This window comes from Neobacillus sp. SuZ13, assembly GCF_030123365.1.
In the GTDB taxonomy this organism is placed as follows: Bacteria; Bacillota; Bacilli; order Bacillales; family Cytobacillaceae; genus Neobacillus.
This window is the reverse complement of the sequence record NZ_CP126107.1, coordinates 242,501-261,334: the sequence shown is the minus strand read 5'-3', so window position 1 is coordinate 261,334 and position 18,834 is coordinate 242,501. Positions and strand designations below refer to the sequence as shown.

At 39.8% G+C, this 18,834-nt stretch carries 18 protein-coding genes and 2 tRNA genes (1 of these 20 running past the window's edge); 3 read left to right on the top strand and 17 right to left on the bottom strand.

Annotated features, from left to right (window positions below; translation table 11 throughout):
• Window positions 1–4 precede the first annotated feature (4 nt).
• From opp4C to groES, 5 genes are all read right to left on the bottom strand, one after another.
• Window positions 5–928, bottom strand: coding sequence for an oligopeptide ABC transporter permease (gene opp4C / locus QNH17_RS01400; RefSeq protein ID WP_283877051.1), 924 nt, complete (start codon window positions 926–928; stop codon window positions 5–7).
• A gap of 11 nt (window positions 929–939) precedes the next feature.
• The gene (locus QNH17_RS01395) at window positions 940–1,896 is read right to left on the bottom strand and encodes an ABC transporter permease (RefSeq protein ID WP_283877050.1); all 957 of its coding nucleotides are present in this window, start codon (window positions 1,894–1,896) and stop codon (window positions 940–942) included.
• Between the two features lie 53 nt (window positions 1,897–1,949).
• Entirely contained in the window at window positions 1,950–3,620 is a 1,671-nt protein-coding gene (locus QNH17_RS01390; protein ID WP_283879401.1) for an ABC transporter substrate-binding protein, read from the bottom strand.
• Between the two features lie 1,139 nt (window positions 3,621–4,759).
• A complete protein-coding gene (gene groL, locus QNH17_RS01385) occupies window positions 4,760–6,394 on the bottom strand; it encodes a chaperonin GroEL (protein ID WP_283877049.1) in 1,635 nt (544 codons plus the stop codon).
• 107 nt (window positions 6,395–6,501) lie between these two features.
• On the bottom strand, window positions 6,502–6,789 hold the full coding sequence (gene groES, locus QNH17_RS01380) for a co-chaperone GroES (RefSeq protein WP_026565252.1): 288 nt from the start codon (window positions 6,787–6,789) through the stop codon (window positions 6,502–6,504).
• A 372-nt stretch (window positions 6,790–7,161) separates the two neighbouring features.
• On the opposite strand from groES, the gene QNH17_RS01375 reads away from it, so the two are divergent.
• On the top strand, window positions 7,162–7,884 hold the full coding sequence (locus QNH17_RS01375) for a CPBP family intramembrane glutamic endopeptidase (protein WP_283877048.1): 723 nt from the start codon (window positions 7,162–7,164) through the stop codon (window positions 7,882–7,884).
• Window positions 7,881–8,099: a YdiK family protein gene (locus tag QNH17_RS01370; RefSeq protein WP_283877047.1), complete on the top strand. Its 219-nt coding sequence runs from the start codon at window positions 7,881–7,883 to the stop codon at window positions 8,097–8,099. The genes QNH17_RS01375 and QNH17_RS01370 overlap by 4 nt, the downstream gene beginning before the upstream one ends.
• 295 nt (window positions 8,100–8,394) lie before the next feature.
• Here QNH17_RS01370 and QNH17_RS01365 read toward each other — a convergent pair whose 3' ends face one another.
• From QNH17_RS01365 to moaC, 6 genes are all read right to left on the bottom strand, one after another.
• On the bottom strand, window positions 8,395–9,909 hold the full coding sequence (locus QNH17_RS01365) for an MDR family MFS transporter (protein WP_283877046.1): 1,515 nt from the start codon (window positions 9,907–9,909) through the stop codon (window positions 8,395–8,397).
• Between the two features lie 12 nt (window positions 9,910–9,921).
• A complete protein-coding gene (locus QNH17_RS01360) occupies window positions 9,922–10,635 on the bottom strand; it encodes a cytoplasmic protein (protein ID WP_283877045.1) in 714 nt (237 codons plus the stop codon).
• 18 nt (window positions 10,636–10,653) lie between these two features.
• The gene (locus QNH17_RS01355) at window positions 10,654–11,376 is read right to left on the bottom strand and encodes a bactofilin family protein (RefSeq protein ID WP_283877044.1); all 723 of its coding nucleotides are present in this window, start codon (window positions 11,374–11,376) and stop codon (window positions 10,654–10,656) included.
• A gap of 12 nt (window positions 11,377–11,388) precedes the next feature.
• Complete coding sequence (locus QNH17_RS01350) at window positions 11,389–12,012, bottom strand: YhbD family protein (RefSeq protein WP_283877043.1); 624 nt, start codon at window positions 12,010–12,012, stop codon at window positions 11,389–11,391.
• A 312-nt stretch (window positions 12,013–12,324) separates the two neighbouring features.
• Window positions 12,325–12,987 (bottom strand): redox-sensing transcriptional repressor Rex, encoded by a 663-nt coding sequence (locus QNH17_RS01345; protein WP_283877042.1) that lies wholly within the window; start codon window positions 12,985–12,987, stop codon window positions 12,325–12,327.
• A gap of 35 nt (window positions 12,988–13,022) precedes the next feature.
• Window positions 13,023–13,520, bottom strand: coding sequence for a cyclic pyranopterin monophosphate synthase MoaC (gene moaC, locus QNH17_RS01340; RefSeq protein ID WP_283877041.1), 498 nt, complete (start codon window positions 13,518–13,520; stop codon window positions 13,023–13,025).
• Window positions 13,521–13,697: 177 nt separating this feature from the next.
• Here moaC and QNH17_RS01335 point away from each other — a divergent pair, with 177 nt between their 5' ends.
• Window positions 13,698–15,617 (top strand): ABC transporter ATP-binding protein, encoded by a 1,920-nt coding sequence (locus QNH17_RS01335; protein ID WP_283877040.1) that lies wholly within the window; start codon window positions 13,698–13,700, stop codon window positions 15,615–15,617.
• A 281-nt stretch (window positions 15,618–15,898) separates the two neighbouring features.
• On the opposite strand, the gene tsaD is transcribed toward QNH17_RS01335, so the two are convergent.
• From tsaD to QNH17_RS01305, 6 genes are all read right to left on the bottom strand, one after another.
• On the bottom strand, window positions 15,899–16,921 hold the full coding sequence (gene tsaD, locus QNH17_RS01330; protein WP_283877039.1) for a tRNA (adenosine(37)-N6)-threonylcarbamoyltransferase complex transferase subunit TsaD: 1,023 nt from the start codon (window positions 16,919–16,921) through the stop codon (window positions 15,899–15,901).
• Window positions 16,918–17,367 (bottom strand): ribosomal protein S18-alanine N-acetyltransferase, encoded by a 450-nt coding sequence (rimI, locus tag QNH17_RS01325; protein ID WP_283877038.1) that lies wholly within the window; start codon window positions 17,365–17,367, stop codon window positions 16,918–16,920. The genes tsaD and rimI overlap by 4 nt, the downstream gene beginning before the upstream one ends.
• 21 nt (window positions 17,368–17,388) lie before the next feature.
• Entirely contained in the window at window positions 17,389–18,087 is a 699-nt protein-coding gene (gene tsaB, locus QNH17_RS01320) for a tRNA (adenosine(37)-N6)-threonylcarbamoyltransferase complex dimerization subunit type 1 TsaB (RefSeq protein WP_283877037.1), read from the bottom strand.
• On the bottom strand, window positions 18,084–18,539 hold the full coding sequence (gene tsaE / locus QNH17_RS01315; protein WP_283877036.1) for a tRNA (adenosine(37)-N6)-threonylcarbamoyltransferase complex ATPase subunit type 1 TsaE: 456 nt from the start codon (window positions 18,537–18,539) through the stop codon (window positions 18,084–18,086). Before tsaE ends, tsaB begins: the two co-directional genes overlap by 4 nt.
• A 188-nt stretch (window positions 18,540–18,727) precedes the next feature.
• Window positions 18,728–18,804 (bottom strand) — tRNA-Asp (locus QNH17_RS01310).
• Between the two features lie 3 nt (window positions 18,805–18,807).
• A tRNA-Met gene (locus QNH17_RS01305) sits at window positions 18,808–18,834 on the bottom strand (it continues 47 nt past the right edge of the window).

Sequence of the window (18,834 nt, the reverse complement as noted above, 5' to 3'; positions counted from 1 at the left end):
TCACCTACCTTCTTAATTTTGGATCAAGCACGTCTCTTAGTCCGTCTCCAAGCAGATTGATCGAAACCACTGTTAGGAATATGGCTGTCCCTGGTGGAATCCAAAGCCAAGGCCGTTTTCTGAAATCCATAAAATTATTGGCTGCATCCATCATATTACCCCAAGACGGTGTGGGGGGAACAACACCGAGCCCGAGATAACTAAGAACCGATTCGCTTAGTATCGAACCTGCCACATTTAAGGTCCCTACAACTAGGAGGATAGGGACCGTGTTTGGTATAAGATGATGGAATATTTTACGACGGTCACTTAAACCGAGCACCTCTGTTGCTTGCATAAAAGGCTGCTCCTTTAAAGATAAAATTTGCCCCCTCACTAGGCGGGCAAGACCTGGCCACCCAACGAAGCTGAGCATAATCATGATGAGATAAAGTCGATATTCAGCTGGTACCTTCCATTCAGATAGTATGGCTCCCATCATCAACAGGAGTGGTAAACCAGGAATGGACATCAATATATCAGCTAATCTCATAATCACTAGATCGACAATTCCACGATAAAAACCTGAAATGGCACCTAATAAACTGCCAATGATAATGGATAAGAACATGGCGGCAATCCCAATCGTTAACGATATTTGTCCTGCCATCATTAATCTTGTCAGAACATCCCTCCCATAACTATCCGTCCCTAGCCAATGTGATGCACTAGGCGGCTGGTTCATATTGGCTACGTCGGTTCTGTCAAGTATGTAAGGTGAGAAGTACGGCCCGATGAAGCTAAGCAAAAACATAAATACCAGAAAAAAAAGGCTGACCATCGCCATTTTATTCTTCTTTAAGCGATGATAAGTCTGCTTCCATAAAGATGGCGATTTAACTTTTGACTTCGAAATTTGTTGTTTTACAAGTAAACTGTGTGTTTCCATTTTATTTCCTCCTATCTCAACCGAATTCTTGGATCAACCGCTGCATAGGTAACATCTGCTAAAAAGTTTCCAATGATAGTCAGACAAGATAAAAACATTGTAAAGGCCATTAAAACGGGATAGTCGCGGAAACTTACAGATTCTAGTTGAATTCTTCCAACCCCCGGCCAATTGAAGATTTGCTCCATGATAATCGCTCCGGAAAAAAGACCGGGCAGTTCAAATGCAAGAAGTGTAATCGCTGGAAGTATCGCATTTTTTAAAGCATGTTTAAAAATAACGACACGTTCTTTCAAGCCTTTTGCCCTAGCTGTCCTAATATAATCCAGGCGAATCACTTCAAGCATTCCTGTTCTAAAATATCGGGTCAAAGATCCGACACTTAAAAGGGTTAAGATGGTTACTGGAAGAATCATATGTTTTCCCACTTCAAGTAAATAGGAAAATCCTGTATTATCACTGCCCGTATCAATCATTCCTCCAATCGGCAATATCTGAAGGTCCACTCCAAACCATTTAATAAAGAGCAAACTAATGAAGAAGGATGGAAACGACATCGCTGCAAACACCAAAAATGTTACGGCACCATCAAACCAAGAGTATTGCTTGATCGCAGATAATACACCCGTTAATAAAGCAATAGACCACGTTAATATGAGAGCAAAAATGGCAACAAAAAAAGAATTCCAGACATATTTATTTAAAAGTGATAGGACCTTATCCTGATGTTTTAATGAGTAGCCGAAATCACCATGAAGAGCATTTCCGAGCCAGTTTAAATATCTGTGTAATATAGGTTGGTCCAGGCCGTAAAGGGACTTTAATTCTTGAGCCCTTTGCGGTGTCAAACTAATATTGGAATCAATGAAGTCACCCGGAAGAATAGCAAACAAGAAGAATATAATAAAAGATGTTCCAAATAATATCACGATCATTTGTAAAAATCGCTGTAATACATACTGTTTCATTTAAACTCCCCCAACATTGAAAGTGCCTAGCTTTTTGGCCAGGCACTCAATCATTACTTTTTAATCGAAATGTTTGGTAAGCTAGCACCGATGCCTGTGTAATTATCAGGAATTAAACCTTGGATTTGACCACTAATGGCTCTTGCACTTTGACGGTAATGAACCAAAATGACAGGCGGATCTTCACTCAATTCTTTATATAACTCATGGTAGATTTCTTTACGTTTTTCTATATCTAATGTATTGAGCCCCTTTTTGATAAGTTCATCTACCTTTGGATTCGAATAACCGGCAGCATTATTCGGGTTATTCGTAGCAAATTCTTCTACAGGGTCACTTGGATCTAAAATTTGTGAAGTCGATACGGACGCAAAGTCATAATCTTTTTTGTTTAACTTTGCTATTAATGCATTAAAGTCCATAATCTCAGGTTCAAATTTAATACCAATATCTTCATAGTTTTCCTTAGCAATAGGGATGATGGGGTCTTCCGCCGTTCTCGTTAGGTAGTGAATAACAAATGGTTTTCCGTCTTTTTCACGAATTCCATCTTTTCCTACCTTCCAACCTGCTTGATCTAGTAATTCTTTTGCTTTGCTAGCATTAAACTCATATTTATTAATACCTTCATCGTTATAAGCCCATGAAACCTTTGAAACTGGTACATTAGCTACTTCACCATAATTTTTAAATTTGACATCTACAATCTTTTGACGGTCCAAACCATAAATAAGCGCCTGTCGAACTTCCTTATCCTTAAATTGTGGTCGAGAATTATTTACATAAATAAGGCCAAAGTCGTTAACTGGACCTACTCGGACATTAGCAAATCCTAAGCTTTGCAATTGTCCTACTGTATCGTCATCTGCAGAGAAGCTAGCATAATCAAGCTCTCCTGTTTCAAATAATTGAAGTGAGGTCGAAGTATCGATGACTTTAAAGATTAAATTTTTTGTCTTTGGTTTCCCTGCATAATAATGTTCGTTTGCTTCATAACGGATTTCTTGATCTGGGACATATTTGATAAATTTGTATGGACCTGCACCAAGCGGTTTTGAATAAAGATCCTTTAAATAATCAAGTTTTCCATATTCATAGTCATTGCCATAATAGGCTTTTGATAACACTTGACCGCCTAATAGAAGAAGCGCCTTCGCGTTTACTTCCGTGGTTGTAATTTCAATAGTCTGCTTATCTTTTACTTTGATACCTTCAATTGTTTTTGCTTTTCCTTCTTTGTATTCCTTACCGCCTTTAATGGCAGCAAGAGATATATCTTGGTATCCTTCATATGCTGGGTCATGCAGCAATGTTAAGGTAAAGGCAACATCATCCGCTGTTAAAGGAGAGCCATCACTAAATGTTAATCCTTTTCTTAAATGAAATGTATATGTAAGCTGGTCACTGGATACGTCCCACTTATCAGCTAGAATTCCAACAGGCTTACCTTCTTTATCCAGGTCAACCAATGGAGCAAAAATGGGACTCGTGGCATTCCCATCCCATCCATTTTCATAGAAATACGGTAAAAAAACACCGCCGGGGGCTGATATTCCTGCAATAAATAAATCCTTTCGGGATTTGGCCTTTTCAGGTAATGCTGAAAGGTTTGTTGCCTTAAATTCTTTGACTCCTGTGTCCTTTGCAGGCGTATTTACTTTCTTTTCTGGTACAGCAGATTGTTTTGAACTTGATGAGTCTAGAGCACAAGCTGAAAGAATCATCACTAGAAAAATGATGCTTAAGAAACTTTTAAAACTCTTTTTCACTTATTTCACCCCTGTTTTTTGTCTTTTAAACAACCATTTATTTAGTCAGTCATTCTCCTTGAATGACTGGCTAAATAGATGTGTTTAATGCCCTCTTGAAAAAATGACCAATAAAAACTGCAAGTCCTTCTAATGTAAATATGATCTCTACATGTCACCTCCCACCAATGAGTCATATACTTTCCACATCACTGGACGTGATTTTAATAAAAAAGGCGCCTATTTGTTTGAAAAGCCTTTGGCGGTCCAATCGGCATATTTCATCATTTTTTTCTTTCTATTCTGGTAAAACTAACAAAAAAGGCTCCTAATCTCATTTAATTGAGATAGGAGCCTTCAGTAGTCCGACCGGCAAAATAATTTATTTTTACAAAGGTATTCTATGAAAATAATATAGACTAAAAGTGAAGTGCAGAATAATATGCTTATCGAAATCATTTATCCATACTTAACCTACTAGTTTACTCGGCTTTTTTCTTTATAGACACAAATATAATGCCCGCTAGAGAAATTGTCAACCTATATTTTGAAAAATATTGGAATTACTTAAAGTCATAACTAATTCTTAGTCAAGCAAAAGTAACTAGGTATTTCACAAACATATTTTGAAATATGAAAAAGGACTTCGGAACAGTCTTATTTAACACCAAAAACAAAGGGTTCTGTCCGTATAATCAAGATTGATGAAATGCTGATTAACATGTTAAATAAGCACCGGATTAAACAGAATGAAATTAAATTAAAAAACGGTCTGGTTACCAGGATAACGGATTTATTTTCTCTCGTGGAGATGGACACCCAAAATTAAGAAAATTAGTTGAGACCCGACTTAAACGACTGTTGAAAAAACAGGAATCTAAAAAAACATTACACCTCACTCATTCCGTCATACTCACACTTCACTATTATTCAAAGCTGGAGTAGGAATTAAAGAAATACAACAGTGGAAGGACATTTAAATATTAATACGACTATGAATATCTATGCTCATATGACCGCCAATATGGAAGAAAAGGCCTCCCACCAGTTGAGTAAACTGATGAAAGACCTTCTCTAATTAAAAACCTCACTTCTTCAAGGCTTTAAGATGTTAATTACATCATGCCGCCCATTCCACCCATGCCGCCCATGTCAGGCATACCCATGCCTGAGCCAGCTGGCTCTGGTTTGTCAGCAACAACTGCTTCAGTTGTTAAGAACATAGCAGCTACAGATGCAGCGTTTTGTAATGCAGAACGAGTTACTTTAGTTGGGTCAACGATACCAGCTTGAATCATGTTTACCCATTCGCCGTTTGCAGCGTTGAAACCAGTCCCGATTTCTTCGCGCTTTAAGCGGTCAACGATAACAGATCCTTCAAGACCAGCGTTGTGAGCGATTGTGCGTACAGGCTCTTCCATCGCACGTAATACGATGTTGATACCAGTTGCTACGTCGCCTTCAGCTTGGATTTCAGCTACTTTGCTGTATACGTTAAGAAGGGCTACACCACCACCAGATACGATACCTTCTTCAACTGCAGCGCGAGTAGAGTTTAATGCGTCTTCGATACGAAGTTTGCGCTCTTTTAATTCAGTCTCAGTTGCAGCACCAACTTTGATTACTGCCACACCGCCAGCTAGTTTAGCTAAACGCTCTTGTAATTTTTCACGGTCAAATTCAGAAGTAGTTTCTTCTAATTGAACACGGATTTGGTTCACACGTGCAGCGATCTCATTAGTATCTCCTGCGCCTTCGACGATTGTTGTATTTTCTTTTGTTACAACAACTTTAGCCGCACGGCCTAAAGAACCGATTTGTGTAGTTTTAAGTTCACGGCCTAACTCTTCAGTGATCACTTCACCGCCAGTTAATGCTGCGATATCCTCAAGCATTGCTTTACGACGATCACCAAAGCCAGGAGCCTTAACAGCAACAGCATTGAATGTTCCGCGAAGCTTGTTAACTACTAAAGTAGAAAGTGCTTCACCTTCAACATCTTCAGCAACTAATAATAGCGGCTTGCCTTGTTGGACTACTTGCTCAAGAACTGGAAGGATTTCTTGAATGCTAGAAATCTTTTTATCAGTGATTAAGATATATGGATTTTCTAAAACAGCTTCCATTTTATCAGTGTTAGTTACCATGTAAGCAGAAGTGTAACCACGGTCAAATTGCATACCTTCTACTACATCTAATTCAGTTGTGAAGCCTTTAGATTCTTCAATCGTGATAACGCCGTCGTTGCCAACGCGCTCCATTGCTTCAGCAATTAATTGGCCAACTTCTTCGTCCGCAGCAGAGATAGAAGCAACTTGTGCGATTGACTCTTTGCTTTCAATTGGTTTAGAAATAGCTTTTAATTCTTGAACAGCAGTTGCAACAGCTTTTTCGATCCCTTTACGAATACCCATTGGGTTCGCACCAGCAGTTACGTTCTTTAAGCCTTCGCGAATCATCGCTTGAGCTAGAACAGTTGCAGTTGTTGTACCGTCACCGGCAACATCGTTTGTTTTGCTTGCTACTTCAGCAACAAGTTTTGCACCCATGTTTTCGAATGCATCTTCTAATTCGATTTCTTTTGCAATTGTTACACCGTCATTTGTGATTAGTGGTGAACCGAATTTTTTCTCAAGAACCACGTTGCGTCCTTTAGGTCCAAGAGTAACTTTTACTGCATTTGCTAGAGCATCAACACCACTAAGCATTTTGCGGCGTGCATCTTCACTAAACATAATCTCTTTAGCCATTGTTTAAAAACCTCCTCATATTGTTTAACTGTTTATTGTAAACTTATCTATTTGTCAGGCTCGAACGCCCTCGTATTAGCTATTAGAGGGCGCTGCACTTTTTCTAATTAAGCGCCAACGACTGCAAGAATATCTGATTCGCGCAGGATTAAGTATTCAGTACCTTGATATTTAACTTCTGTACCGCCGTATTTTGAGAAGATGATACGATCACCTACAGAAACTTCAAGTGCTACACGCTCTCCGCTTTCAAGTACGCGGCCAGTACCAACGGCAACAACTTTTCCTTCTTGAGGCTTTTCTTTCGCTGAATCCGGTAATACGATCCCGCTTGCAGTTTTTTCTTCTGATTCAACAAGCTCAATGATAATACGATCACCTAATGGTCTTAACAAATCAAACAACCTCCTCAAAGATATATGTAATTCTGACTTATTAGCACTCTCTATTAATGAGTGCTAACACAATTATTATAATAATGAATCTCAAAATCTTTTGCAAGTGTGAAGCATAAAATTTTACAAAAAAAATCGAAAAGCGAAACCGTCGAATGATCCCTTCTGACAACCTTATTAAGTATGCTAAAACCACGATATTCTATACCTTTTTTTTAAAAAGGTTTCTAAATTGAAACAATCCTGGTTTTAAGAGTAAAATGAAGAATAGTATAAATTAAGGTTTGAGCGATTTGGCATCCTTGAAAATGGATGATTATAATGACCTACTCGGCAAAGTTTATAAAATGGAATCTAAAGGGGACTAGATATTTGAAACGGAATTATTGGATGATCATAATTGTTTACATCGCCATGCAGTTTTCCAGTCTAATCGGTGTACCACTGTTTTTGTATGGATTTAAATATTTTGGGATTAACCAAAGCCTTGCGGTTCCTTCATGGCTCCTCGCTAGTTTTACAATTGCCTTATTAATCATTCTTTTAATGCTGCGGAAGGAAATGAACGATCACAGCTTTCGCAAAAAGGAAGGTTCAATTGGCCATTCAGTGATCTGGGCCTTTGCCGGCATCTTCCTTGCGCTTTTTGCCCAATATGTTGCGGCAATCATTGAGAATCTATTAGGGGTAGAAATGGGTTCTGAAAACACAAAAGGGATTCTGAAGATTATCGAGGCTTTTCCCTTGGCGATTATTGTTACGAGTATCATTGGACCCATCTTAGAGGAAATCGTTTTTCGTAAAATCATTTTCGGATCGCTTCATAATCGCTATAACTTCTTTATCTCTGCACTTATTAGTTCGGTCATTTTTGCTGCTGCACATATGGAATTCCAGCACATTTTGCTTTATTCCGCGATGGGCTTTACGTTCGCTTTTCTTTATGTCATGACTAAATCCATTTTCGTGCCAATATTTGCCCATGTCGCGATGAATACCATGGTTGTCTTGGTTCAGTCTATATATAAAGACGATATTGAACGGCTGCAAAGACAAGCCGAGGCTGTTCAAAACTTTATCGGAGGATTTCTATGAGACGATCACCACTGTTTTCCGGATTGATATACTTTCTACTTGGCGGCTTATTTACTTACTTCGCCATTGATCATGTTCAAAGCAACGGCTGGGGGTTTTTCAGTTACCTCCTTATATTATTAGCCACCTTTGACTTTGGCTCAGGCCTAAAAATGATCATCTTTCACATCAAATACAAAGATCAGTTAAAGAAAAAGAATCAGAAAAAAAATTAAGGTGTCAGGCCTCATGTGAATTCTTCACATGGTGCCTGACACCTTTTTTCAATTCGCTGATTGGAAGTCCAAATTCGCCGATTAAACTCTCCTATTCGCTGATTAGACAAGTAAATTCGCCGATAGAACCAATCACAACTTGAAAACCCCATAAAAAAACAGGCAAAAACTTTACTAATATCCAGGACCAATGCTCATAAGTAAGTCTCACATCACAAATAATTTGCTTTTCACGAAAAAACTGACTCAAAAAGGCTTTTTTTCACCTAATTTGAATCAGTTACTTTTTCAACACTTATTTCGACACTTGCCCCTTGTTAATGACCATCCGCTCTTTCCCAAGGATAAAGATAAATAGGAAAGCTAAACCTGCTGGGACGAGTGCCCATGTGAATGTGTGGACGATGGAATTTGCGAGTGCATCTGTGATTTTGTCGAGAATTGGTGAGGGAATTAGTTTTCTTGCTTCCTCCGATAATAAGGCCCGCGAATCTCCGAAACTTTGTCCCTTAGGCATCGGTCCCATTCCAGCAAAAGCATTTTCCAATCCTTCTTTAAGATCACTTCGTTGAATCGTACCAAAAATCGTAATCCCGATCGTCATTCCTAAGGAACGTATAAAGTTACTTGTCGATGTGGCAGAGCCCCTTTGTTCCATTCCAAACGGATGAATCGCTGCCATGCTTAACACCGAAAAGGAGAAGCCGACCCCTAAACCGATAATTATCATGTAAAGCGTCAATACCGCTCTCTTTGTATCCGGTGAAATCGTGCTCAATAACAATAAGCCGCCAATCAATATCACTCCGGAGATAAACATGATGTTTCGGTAACTCATCTTCGTTGTTAAGAAACCGCCCGCTTGTGCGGTAACGACCGAACCGAGCATCATTGGCAATAATATCAACCCTGAGTTGGTGGCCGTTCCACCATACACCCCTTGCACAAAAATCGGGATGTAAACTGTTGCTGCCATAAAGGCTGCCCCGTAAAATAAACCAACAATCGTACTGCCTGCAAACAAGCGGTTCCTAAACATCGAAAACGATATAATAGGATCCTTCGCTTTAGTCTCCACAAATAAAAAGATTAAAAACAGAAGCCCAAATCCACCAAACAAGCTCAAAATCACCGTAGAATCCCAGTCATATTTCTGTCCCCCAAGTTCAAGCGCAAACATTAAACAAACAACCGCTCCAACCAAGGTTATAGCTCCCGACCAATCAATAATTTGTTTTTTGTGAATTGGAGATTCTTTATAAGCGATGGTAATAAAGATTAGTGATAGAATCCCTAGAGGCATGTTAATATAGAAAATCCAATGCCAGCTGATATAGTCTGTTATATACGCCCCAAGCAATGGCCCAAAAATACTCGATAAACCAAATACTGCTCCGAACAGACCGCCCATTTTCCCACGCTTTTCAGGAGGAAACAAGTCAAACATGATCGTAAAGGCAATCGGTACCAGCGCTCCGCCGCCAATTCCCTGGATCGCCCGATAAATGCTTAATTGCGTGATTGTTTCAGCTGTTCCGCACAATGCCGAACCAGCCATAAACAGGATCAATCCAAAAATAAAGAATCTTTTTCGCCCATACATATCTGATAGCTTACCAAAGATAGGCATCCCCGCCATCTCAGCGACCATATACGCGGAAACAACCCAGACAAAGCTTTCTAGTCCCCCAAGATCGCCAACAATCGTTCCCATCGCTGTAACAACAATCGTATTATCCATCGATGCCATCAAAATCCCCAGCAATAACCCCGCAACCACTAATCCTAATTTACTCTCTTTCGTTACCATCACATTTCTCCCTTATATCTTTGTCGTTATTTTTACCGCTGCCTTTGAATCATGTGTAAAATCGTCCCTGTATTCTACCACTCCAATTTGACAGCCGGGGCCAATTTTCACCTTGTTACCGCGGACAATATCTGCTTTTGTATTTTCAAGATAAATGTCATCCCCTTCAATCACTTTTGCACTAAGGAACCCAATCTCTTTTCCAAAGGGCAGCAGTGTGTTACTCCTTTTTTTCACGGTGATTTTCCCGCCGCCGATTTCCTCGGCACTGCTCTGCCCAAACCGAAGACCAACCTTAATGGTATCCGCCGTTAGTAAGCCTTTAATCTCAAAACCACCACTTGAGTCAAATGTCTCATATTCTACATCACCATTCACCGCAATACTACCTTTAATGTTTGCCTCATCTCCAGTAAGTCCTTCGCCGACTTCCAGCAATCCTAAAATTTTGATTTTTTTCATGTGAGCATTGCCGCCGACCATCATCGTTCCCATTACAAGTGTATCCTTGGCTTCCATATTCCTTTTGACCTCAGCTTCACCAAATACTTTTACTGAGCCTGTTTTCACATTTTCAGCGGCTTCACTTGTGCCATAAACATTGAAAGCTGAACATTCCACATCAGTCATTATGGTCCCTTCCCCGCGGATACTGATTTTATCATAACGGCCGCCAGGGTAGCTTCCCGATCCATTGATAATAAGATTTCCGTTCCTTTCCATCATCTCGCTTTTCCCTCCTAATTAAATCTTTCTGTTTTCAGCAACAACGGCCTTTTTATCCATAAAAAATTCCTCTGTATACTCAACTAGACCAATCTGACAATTTGGACCAATCTTTACCTGGTTTCCACGGACGATTTTAGCGGTAGTATTCTCGAGTTCAATTTTGTCCCCTTCGATTAATTCCGCTTCCAGCTGTGGTTTATAAAAGGATTTAAGCAAATTACCGACTAAGGATGAACCTTTCTGCTTTACCGTAATCGTTTGCCCGCCGACTTCTTTTGCTTTACATTCTCCAAACATCTTTATGTCGATATAGTCGGCATTTAGAAGTCCGCCAATCGTAAACTGCGATTCTGCTATAAAAATTTCCGCTTCACAATCTTCACTTACCGTAAAGGTCCCTTGAATTTTTATTTCCTCACTTTTGACCCTGCCGCCTATCATTCCTTTACCAGAGATCTTTATTTTTTCCACTGTTAGGTTTTTATCGATCCGTGCTGATCCATCAATCGATAGGTTTTGGGCCTCGAGATTCCCTCTGAACCTCCCATTCCCGTTCACCTTTACTTTCTCAGAGATAACATTGCCATATAGAATACCTGAACCATTACAATCAAGTTCCATACACTCTAAATCACTGTTAATCGTCCCTCTGCCATTTAATTTAACAACGCGGAACTGCCCCCCGTTGGATGCACCAAAGCCATTAATCACCAAGTCCCCTCTGCTTTTCGTATCCATCGTCATTCTCCTTTATAATAATTTCGCTTTAATCTCTTCCATGCACTTCATCAGCGACAGTGCAGTGACTACCTTCGTACCACGTTCAAAGTGAAATTCTTCTGCATTTATGAGTAATAGACAGGATGACATCCCCAACTTCCTAGTAATCACTAACTCACAGCTTTTTTGCTTAATTAATGCTCCATGGTCCTTTAACACCTGCAAGACCATTTTCCCTTCATCTAGGTTTATTTCACCTGATTGAAGCAATTTCTCTAATACAAACACTTCTAGAATCCTCGTAAAATTAAAATCCAGACTGCCCTTTTCATGTTCTAAGTAAAAATCGACAACAGCTGTCGAAACAATGTTACGTCTTATTAATTGATCTTTGCTATAATTTAAATTTGCTACATTTGGAGAGAACATATCCGCTAGCTCATCTAAGGATAAGTTCTCCTTCATCGTTTGGATTTTTTCGATTCTTTCTAAGATCTTTTCCTTAGGAAAAAATGTTTCTTGCCCTGTAAACGTAGACTTGCGTACAAACCATTCTTCCGGGATTAAGTCCTTTCGTTTCCATCTATATAGCTGCCCATAGGATATTCCTGCTAATTCTAATAGGTCTTTCTTTGAGATTAACTCCTCACTCATAATGAAAACCCCTTTCCAGAAACAATGTAACATAACACTGTTACGTTTGTAAAGTACAATTGTAAATATTAGGTTGTCCTAATTATCAAAAACAGAAAAATAACCCTAGCTTTACTTTAGCTAGGGGGATACTCATGATTCATAAAAAAAAGCCCTTCACGTTGATTAACGCGAAAGACCTTTTCTCTTCTAGCTTTCTTTAACTTATGAGTAAAATAGGGGTGAGGACATCGCACTTTTTAATACATATCTAAATCGCGTTTTAAACACAAAAAAGAGCTTTCCACAAATTTGTGAAAAGCTCTTAACTAATTATTGTTCTTCTTCCTCGAATTCCACCGTCGGATAATGCTTTAAAAAATAAACAAGCGATTGCAGTTCCACTGCTAAGTCAATATGATGGACCCTAATTTGTGGAGGAACATTTAAGCGTGCTGGCGTAAAGTTTAATATCCCCTTTACATTTGAACTCACAAGTCGATCAGTAATCATCTGTGCAACTGGAGCTGGCACCGTTAATATCGCAACGGATATATCTCCCTCAGATAAAACCTTCTCCAATTCATCCATATGATAAACCGGGACTTCACGTATCGTCGTTCCCATTTTTTCTGGATCCACATCAAAGGCACATTCTATTTTTGTGTTATTATTTTTTAAAAAATTATAGTTTAAAAATGCGGTGCCCAGATTCCCTACTCCTATTAAGGCAACCTTTGTCAGTTCATCCTGGTCCAAGGTTTTACGAAAGAAAGAAATCAAATAATTGACATTATATCCATAACCTTTTTTCCCCAATGCCCCGAAATAAGAAAAATCGCGGCGAATTGTGGCTGAGTCTACCTTTACAGCCTCACTTAGTTCGGCTGATGAAACCCTTTGCTTACCGGAAGAATGCAGGTTTTTAAGAAATCGGTAATAAAGGGGCAGCCGTTTGGCTGTCGCCTGTGGTATTTTCATTGTTTCATTACTCATAATCTCCCACACCCCATGGATAATTTAGTTAAAAATCATTTAACTTTTTCGTGTCTCTTAAAATCACCATTTTTACCACCCGTTTTTTCGACAAGGTAAGTGGGTCCAATCACCATACCTTTATCAACGGCTTTGCACATATCATAAACCGTTAAAGCGCACGCAGAAGCAGCTGTTAACGCTTCCATTTCCACTCCTGTATTCCCCTTGGTTTTAACGGCTGCAGAAATATTTAAACGAAAATTCTCTTCAGATTCCTGTTCCCAGGAAAAAGAAATATTAACACCTGTTAAGGGAATCGGATGACACATCGGAATCAAATCCCACGTCTTCTTTGCTGCCATGACCGCAGCTACCTGAGCCACTGCTAAGACATCGCCTTTTTTTATCTCGTTATTCGTAATTCTATCGTAAATTTCTTTCTTAACAATAATACTGGAATGAGCAATTGCCGTCCGCGCTGTTTCGGGCTTATCACTGACGTCGACCATTTTTGCTCGGCCTTCTTCATTAAAATGCGTAAATTCTGCCATATAAAAAATCCTCCCTTCAAATCATACACTATTTTTCCTTATCTGTCTGTGAAACTTTGAACGAAATTCAAGGTTTTTGTCGATTTTAAGACTTTCATCAAGCTAATCTGCTTCGCAGTTGATTGCCGACATTCCGGGAATAAGGTACACTTAACCTATGTAATAGAGGTGAATGAGATGATTTTGTTACAGGTTAATCAACTACAAAAATATTATGGTGCTGACCTTATTTTATCGAATATTAAATTAGAATTACAAACTCGAGACCGTGTGGCTCTAGTTGGGCGCAATGGTGCAGGAAAATCGACATTATTGAAGATTATTGCTGGCCACTTGTCGCATGATGGCGGTGAAATCATCAAACCAAAAGAAGTAATGATTGGCTATTTAGCACAAAATACTGGTTTAGAGTCCAATTTGTCAATATGGGACGAGATGCTGACTGTTTTTGAACCGCTGCGTTTAATGGAAAAGTCACTCCGGACCCTTGAAGAACAAATGGCCGATCCCCGTGTATTTGAAGACAATGGAAGGTACGAGAGAATCCTGAAAGAGTACGACCATCTTCAAGTGAAATTTAAAGAGCAGGGTGGATATCAATACGAGGCAGAGCTTCGTTCGGTCCTGCATGGATTAAATTTTCCAGACAAGACCTTAATGATATCCAGCTTAAGCGGCGGGCAGAAAACGCGTCTTGCCCTTGGTAAGCTGCTATTAACCAAGCCCGATATCTTAATATTGGACGAGCCGACCAACCATCTTGATATTGATACACTTTCCTGGCTGGAGCAATATTTGCAAAGTTATCACGGGGCTATTTTAATTGTCTCCCATGACCGCTATTTTTTAGATAAGGTGGTTACGCAGGTCTATGAGGTCTCCCGCAAGCAAATCCAACGCTTTACAGGCAACTATAGTTCCTACCTTGATCAAAAAGCGGCAAATTATGAGCGTGATTTAAAGCTTTTTGAAAAACAACAGCAAGAGGTGGCGGATCTTCAGGATTTTATCAACCGGAATTTAGCACGTGCATCAACGACCAAACGTGCCCAAAGCCGTCGTAAAAAGTTAGAGAAGATGGAGCTGATGGACCGGCCTTTAGGGGATGAAAAGTCGGCAAATTTCTCGTTTGAAATTGAAAAACAAAGCGGTAATGATGTGTTAACGGTTGATTCCCTTGCTGTCGGTTATAAGGGTGAAAAGGTTTCAGAAGCCATTTCTTTTCGTGCCTATAAAGGAGAAAGCATTGCCTTAGTGGGCCCAAATGGAATCGGTAAATCAACCTTATTAAAAACCATTATTAAAAAGCTGCCGGCCCTAGATGGAACCATTCTCTATGGAACAAACCTTTCTATCGGATATTACGATCAGGAACAGGCGGAATTAACCTCCAACAAACGTGTTTTGAATGAACTCTGGGATGATTATCCGTTAAAAAACGAAAAAGAGATTCGAACGGTTCTTGGTAATTTCTTATTTTCCGGTGACGATGTCTTGAAAATTGTCTCCACTTTAAGCGGCGGAGAGAAAGCTCGACTTGCTTTGGCTAAGCTTATGTTAGAAAAAGCCAATGTTTTAATTTTGGATGAGCCTACCAACCACTTGGATTTAGATAGCAAGGAAGTTCTTGAGAATGCATTAATCGATTACCCAGGCACGATTCTTTTTGTCTCACATGACAGGTATTTTATTAACCGAATTGCCACAAAGGTCTTAGAACTGAGCCGCCATGGCAGTACAGAGTATTTAGGGGATTATGATTATTATGTAGAGAAGAAATTAGAGCAGGAAGAACTTGCTGCCTTAGCACTAGCGGATTTTCAAAAAGGATCTGCACAATCGGAGACATTTGAGAAAAATACTTATCAACAGGATAAGGAAAGTAAGAAACAAGAACGCCAGCGGAAACGAAAATTAGAAGAAGTGGAACAAAGAATAGAAGAACTGGAAGAACAAATTCAGGAATTCGAACAGCAACTCTGTGATCCTGATATCTTTCAAAACCATGAAAAAGTACTAGAAATCAATTTAAAAAATGAAAAAGCCAAAGCGGAACTCGAGCAACTAATGGAAGCTTGGGCGGAGCTGGCAGAGTAAAAACCGAGCATCGCTCGGTTTTTTTCTTTCTAATAAGACATATATCGACAACATTCGATACATGCACTTTTATAAAAATTATTCACTTTTCCACAATCTTATTCACATTGTAAACAGAGTATTTTCAATGCATTTTTTACTTTTCCACAATATCCACAATTATAACCCTACTTATCCACATTATACACAGAAAACTGTCCACTTATCCACATTTAAGTTTATTTCAATGAATGTTCAAAAAATCTTATCAACAAAAAAACTCTTCTTATCCAGAAGAGTTTTTAATTATATAATCCAATATCAAGTCCAGGATTGGCGTTTAACGTCAAATTTGCTCGAATTCCCTTTTCAAACATCACACTACCCGCCGCAGCAATCATTGCAGCATTATCTGTACATAACGATAATGGCGGGATGACTAAATCAATCCCAGGTTTCTGTGAAAAAACCTTCTCTAATGCCTGTCTAAGTCCTTTATTCGCGGCAACCCCGCCGGCAACTAAAACTTGCTCCACACCGTATTCCGCGACAGCCTTTTCTGTTTTTGTGACTAGCACTTCAATGACGCTGTCTTGAAAACTTGCAGCCAAGTCTTCAGGGGCAATCACTTCACCGCGTTGCTCAGCATTATGGACCGTATTAATAACTGCAGACTTTAAACCGCTAAAACTAAAATCATAGGAGCCTTCCTCCAGCCATGCCCTAGGTAAGTTAATCGTCGGATTTCCAGTCTGCGCCAAACGATCGATATGAGGTCCGCCAGGGTATGGCATATTCAATGTTCGCGCTACCTTGTCGTAGGCTTCCCCTGCGGCGTCGTCCCTTGTTTCTCCAATCACTTCAAAATGACCATGTTCCTTCATATAAACCAGCTCTGTGTGCCCGCCTGAAACGACGAGAGCAAGGAGCGGGAATTTCATTTCGGTTACCAGACGATTTGCATAAATATGCCCCGCAATATGGTGAACGGGAACTAATGGTTTATTTTGAGCAAAAGCTAATGCCTTCGCAGCATTTACCCCGATTAACAGGGCACCGACTAACCCAGGTCCCTCTGTGACAGCAATTGCATCAATTTCAGCAAATGTAATATTTGCTTGTTTTAATGCTTCCTCCGTAACAATGGTAATTTGCTCAACATGGTGGCGGGAAGCAATCTCCGGCACAACACCACCAAAACGTTTATGACTTTCAATCTGCGATGCCACAACGTTGGCAACAATTTCACGGCCATTTTTAATGATTGCGACAGCAGTCTCATCACAGCTTGTTTCGATTCCCATAATCCATTGATCTTTTATCATAAATTTACCCACATCACTAAACCATCTTCCTGATTATCAGAATAATAATTTTTACGGATTCCTCCATTTTGAAAGCCTAGCTTTCGATATAGAGATTGTGCCACATGATTGGACACACGCACTTCAAGTGTCATGCTCTTTGCTCCCATCTCCCGGGCTACTGACATCATATTTCGCAATATAGCTTCCCCCAGTTTTCGGCCCCTAAATTCAGGCAGGATTGCTACATTCGTGACATGGGCTTCGTCAATGACAATCCATGCCCCGCAGTATCCAAGAATTTTATTATTTTCTTCTAAGACAATATAAACAGCAAATCGATTATTGTGTAATTCATTATAGAAAGCTTCACGACTCCATGGAGTCGTAAAGGATGCATGCTCTACTTCTAAGATTTGGTCAATATCCTCTTCCCTCATGTTACGAAAAACAAATGAATCTACCATAACTCTCTATTCCTATCCATTTCATATTTTTCCTTTCGCTTCTAACCATTTCGCTTCTGCTTCAGCTAAACGGATATAATTTGGAACAAAAGAATGTATGTCCTCCCCAGGTTTATCCCTGCCAAGAAGGGCAAGCTCAGATGGACGAGGATTATGCTCCGTAATCGTTGCAAAAACAGCCTGAGATCCCAAATGGTCAGCGATTGTTGCCTGATGGAGTGATAAATCATTCCCGATAAATAAGATTGATTTACCTGCCCCTTTTAGAGACTCTGCCCAATCCGCTAACATAACCAAGCGATCCTCTTGAATCGTTAGGAATTCACTACCTTCATTTTGGTATAATCCGGTATACACTTGTCCCCTTCTAGCATCAAATAGAGGCGAAACAAATCCATTAAAATAACGGCTGACACCTGCTGCTAGGATTTCAAGGCTCGAAATACCGACAAGTGGTATGTTTAGGGTCCATGCTAACGTTTTAGCAATGGTAACCCCAATTCGAACACCTGTGTAGGAGCCTGGTCCTTTGGCTACCACAATCTTCGTTATATCAGCAGGCACCCGCTCACAATCTTTCATCAGTGTTTGAATAGCAGGCATAATTCGAACTGAATGGTTCTTTTTTAAATTAGTGATATATTCACCAAGTACTTGGTTTTCGTCTAAAAGCGCAACTCCTAATGCATAATTAGAAGTGTCAATCGCTAATATGGTCATGAAAATGTCTCCTTACATAATTGCTCATATCTTCTTCCTTGTGGTTTGAAAACCATTCGTCTCCGGTCCCCTTCTTCACGATACAGGAAGATGGTTAGTCTTTCCTCGGGAAGCTGCTCTTCAATCAAATGGGCCCATTCCACTACCGTCACTCCGTCCCCTTCAAAGTATTCATCAAATCCTAGGTCTTCAAAGGCATCCGCAACCCGATAGACATCCATATGATATAATGGCAATTTTCCTTTATATTCTTTAATAATGGTAAATGTCGGGCTGTTGACGGTCTTCTTAATTTCTAAGCCTTTAGCCAACCCCTTTGTGAAGGTTGTCTTTCCTGCACCTAAATCACCTTCCAGTGCGATGACATCCCCTGGTTGTAAACGTCCAGCAAATCTTTCGGCAAATAGGGAAGTCTCCTCAGAATCTGTTGTAATTCGTTCAAATTGTTTCATTCAATCACCTTTTTATTTTAACATCGTGGCACATATCTTCATTTTACCTTATTTATCTGCAAAAAAAACCTTAGGATTGCTCCTAAGGGTGCCTATTCCATATGTAGTTTACCTGATTTTTTACAATTGAGCAAAAAAGGGCATAAAAAAAGACGAAACCTTGTTTCGTACTCATTTTACAATATAAATGGCGGTCCGGACGGGACTCGAACCCGCGACCTCCTGCGTGACAGGCAGGCATTCTAACCAACTGAACTACCGGACCAAATTGCGGGGACAGGATTTGAACCTGCGA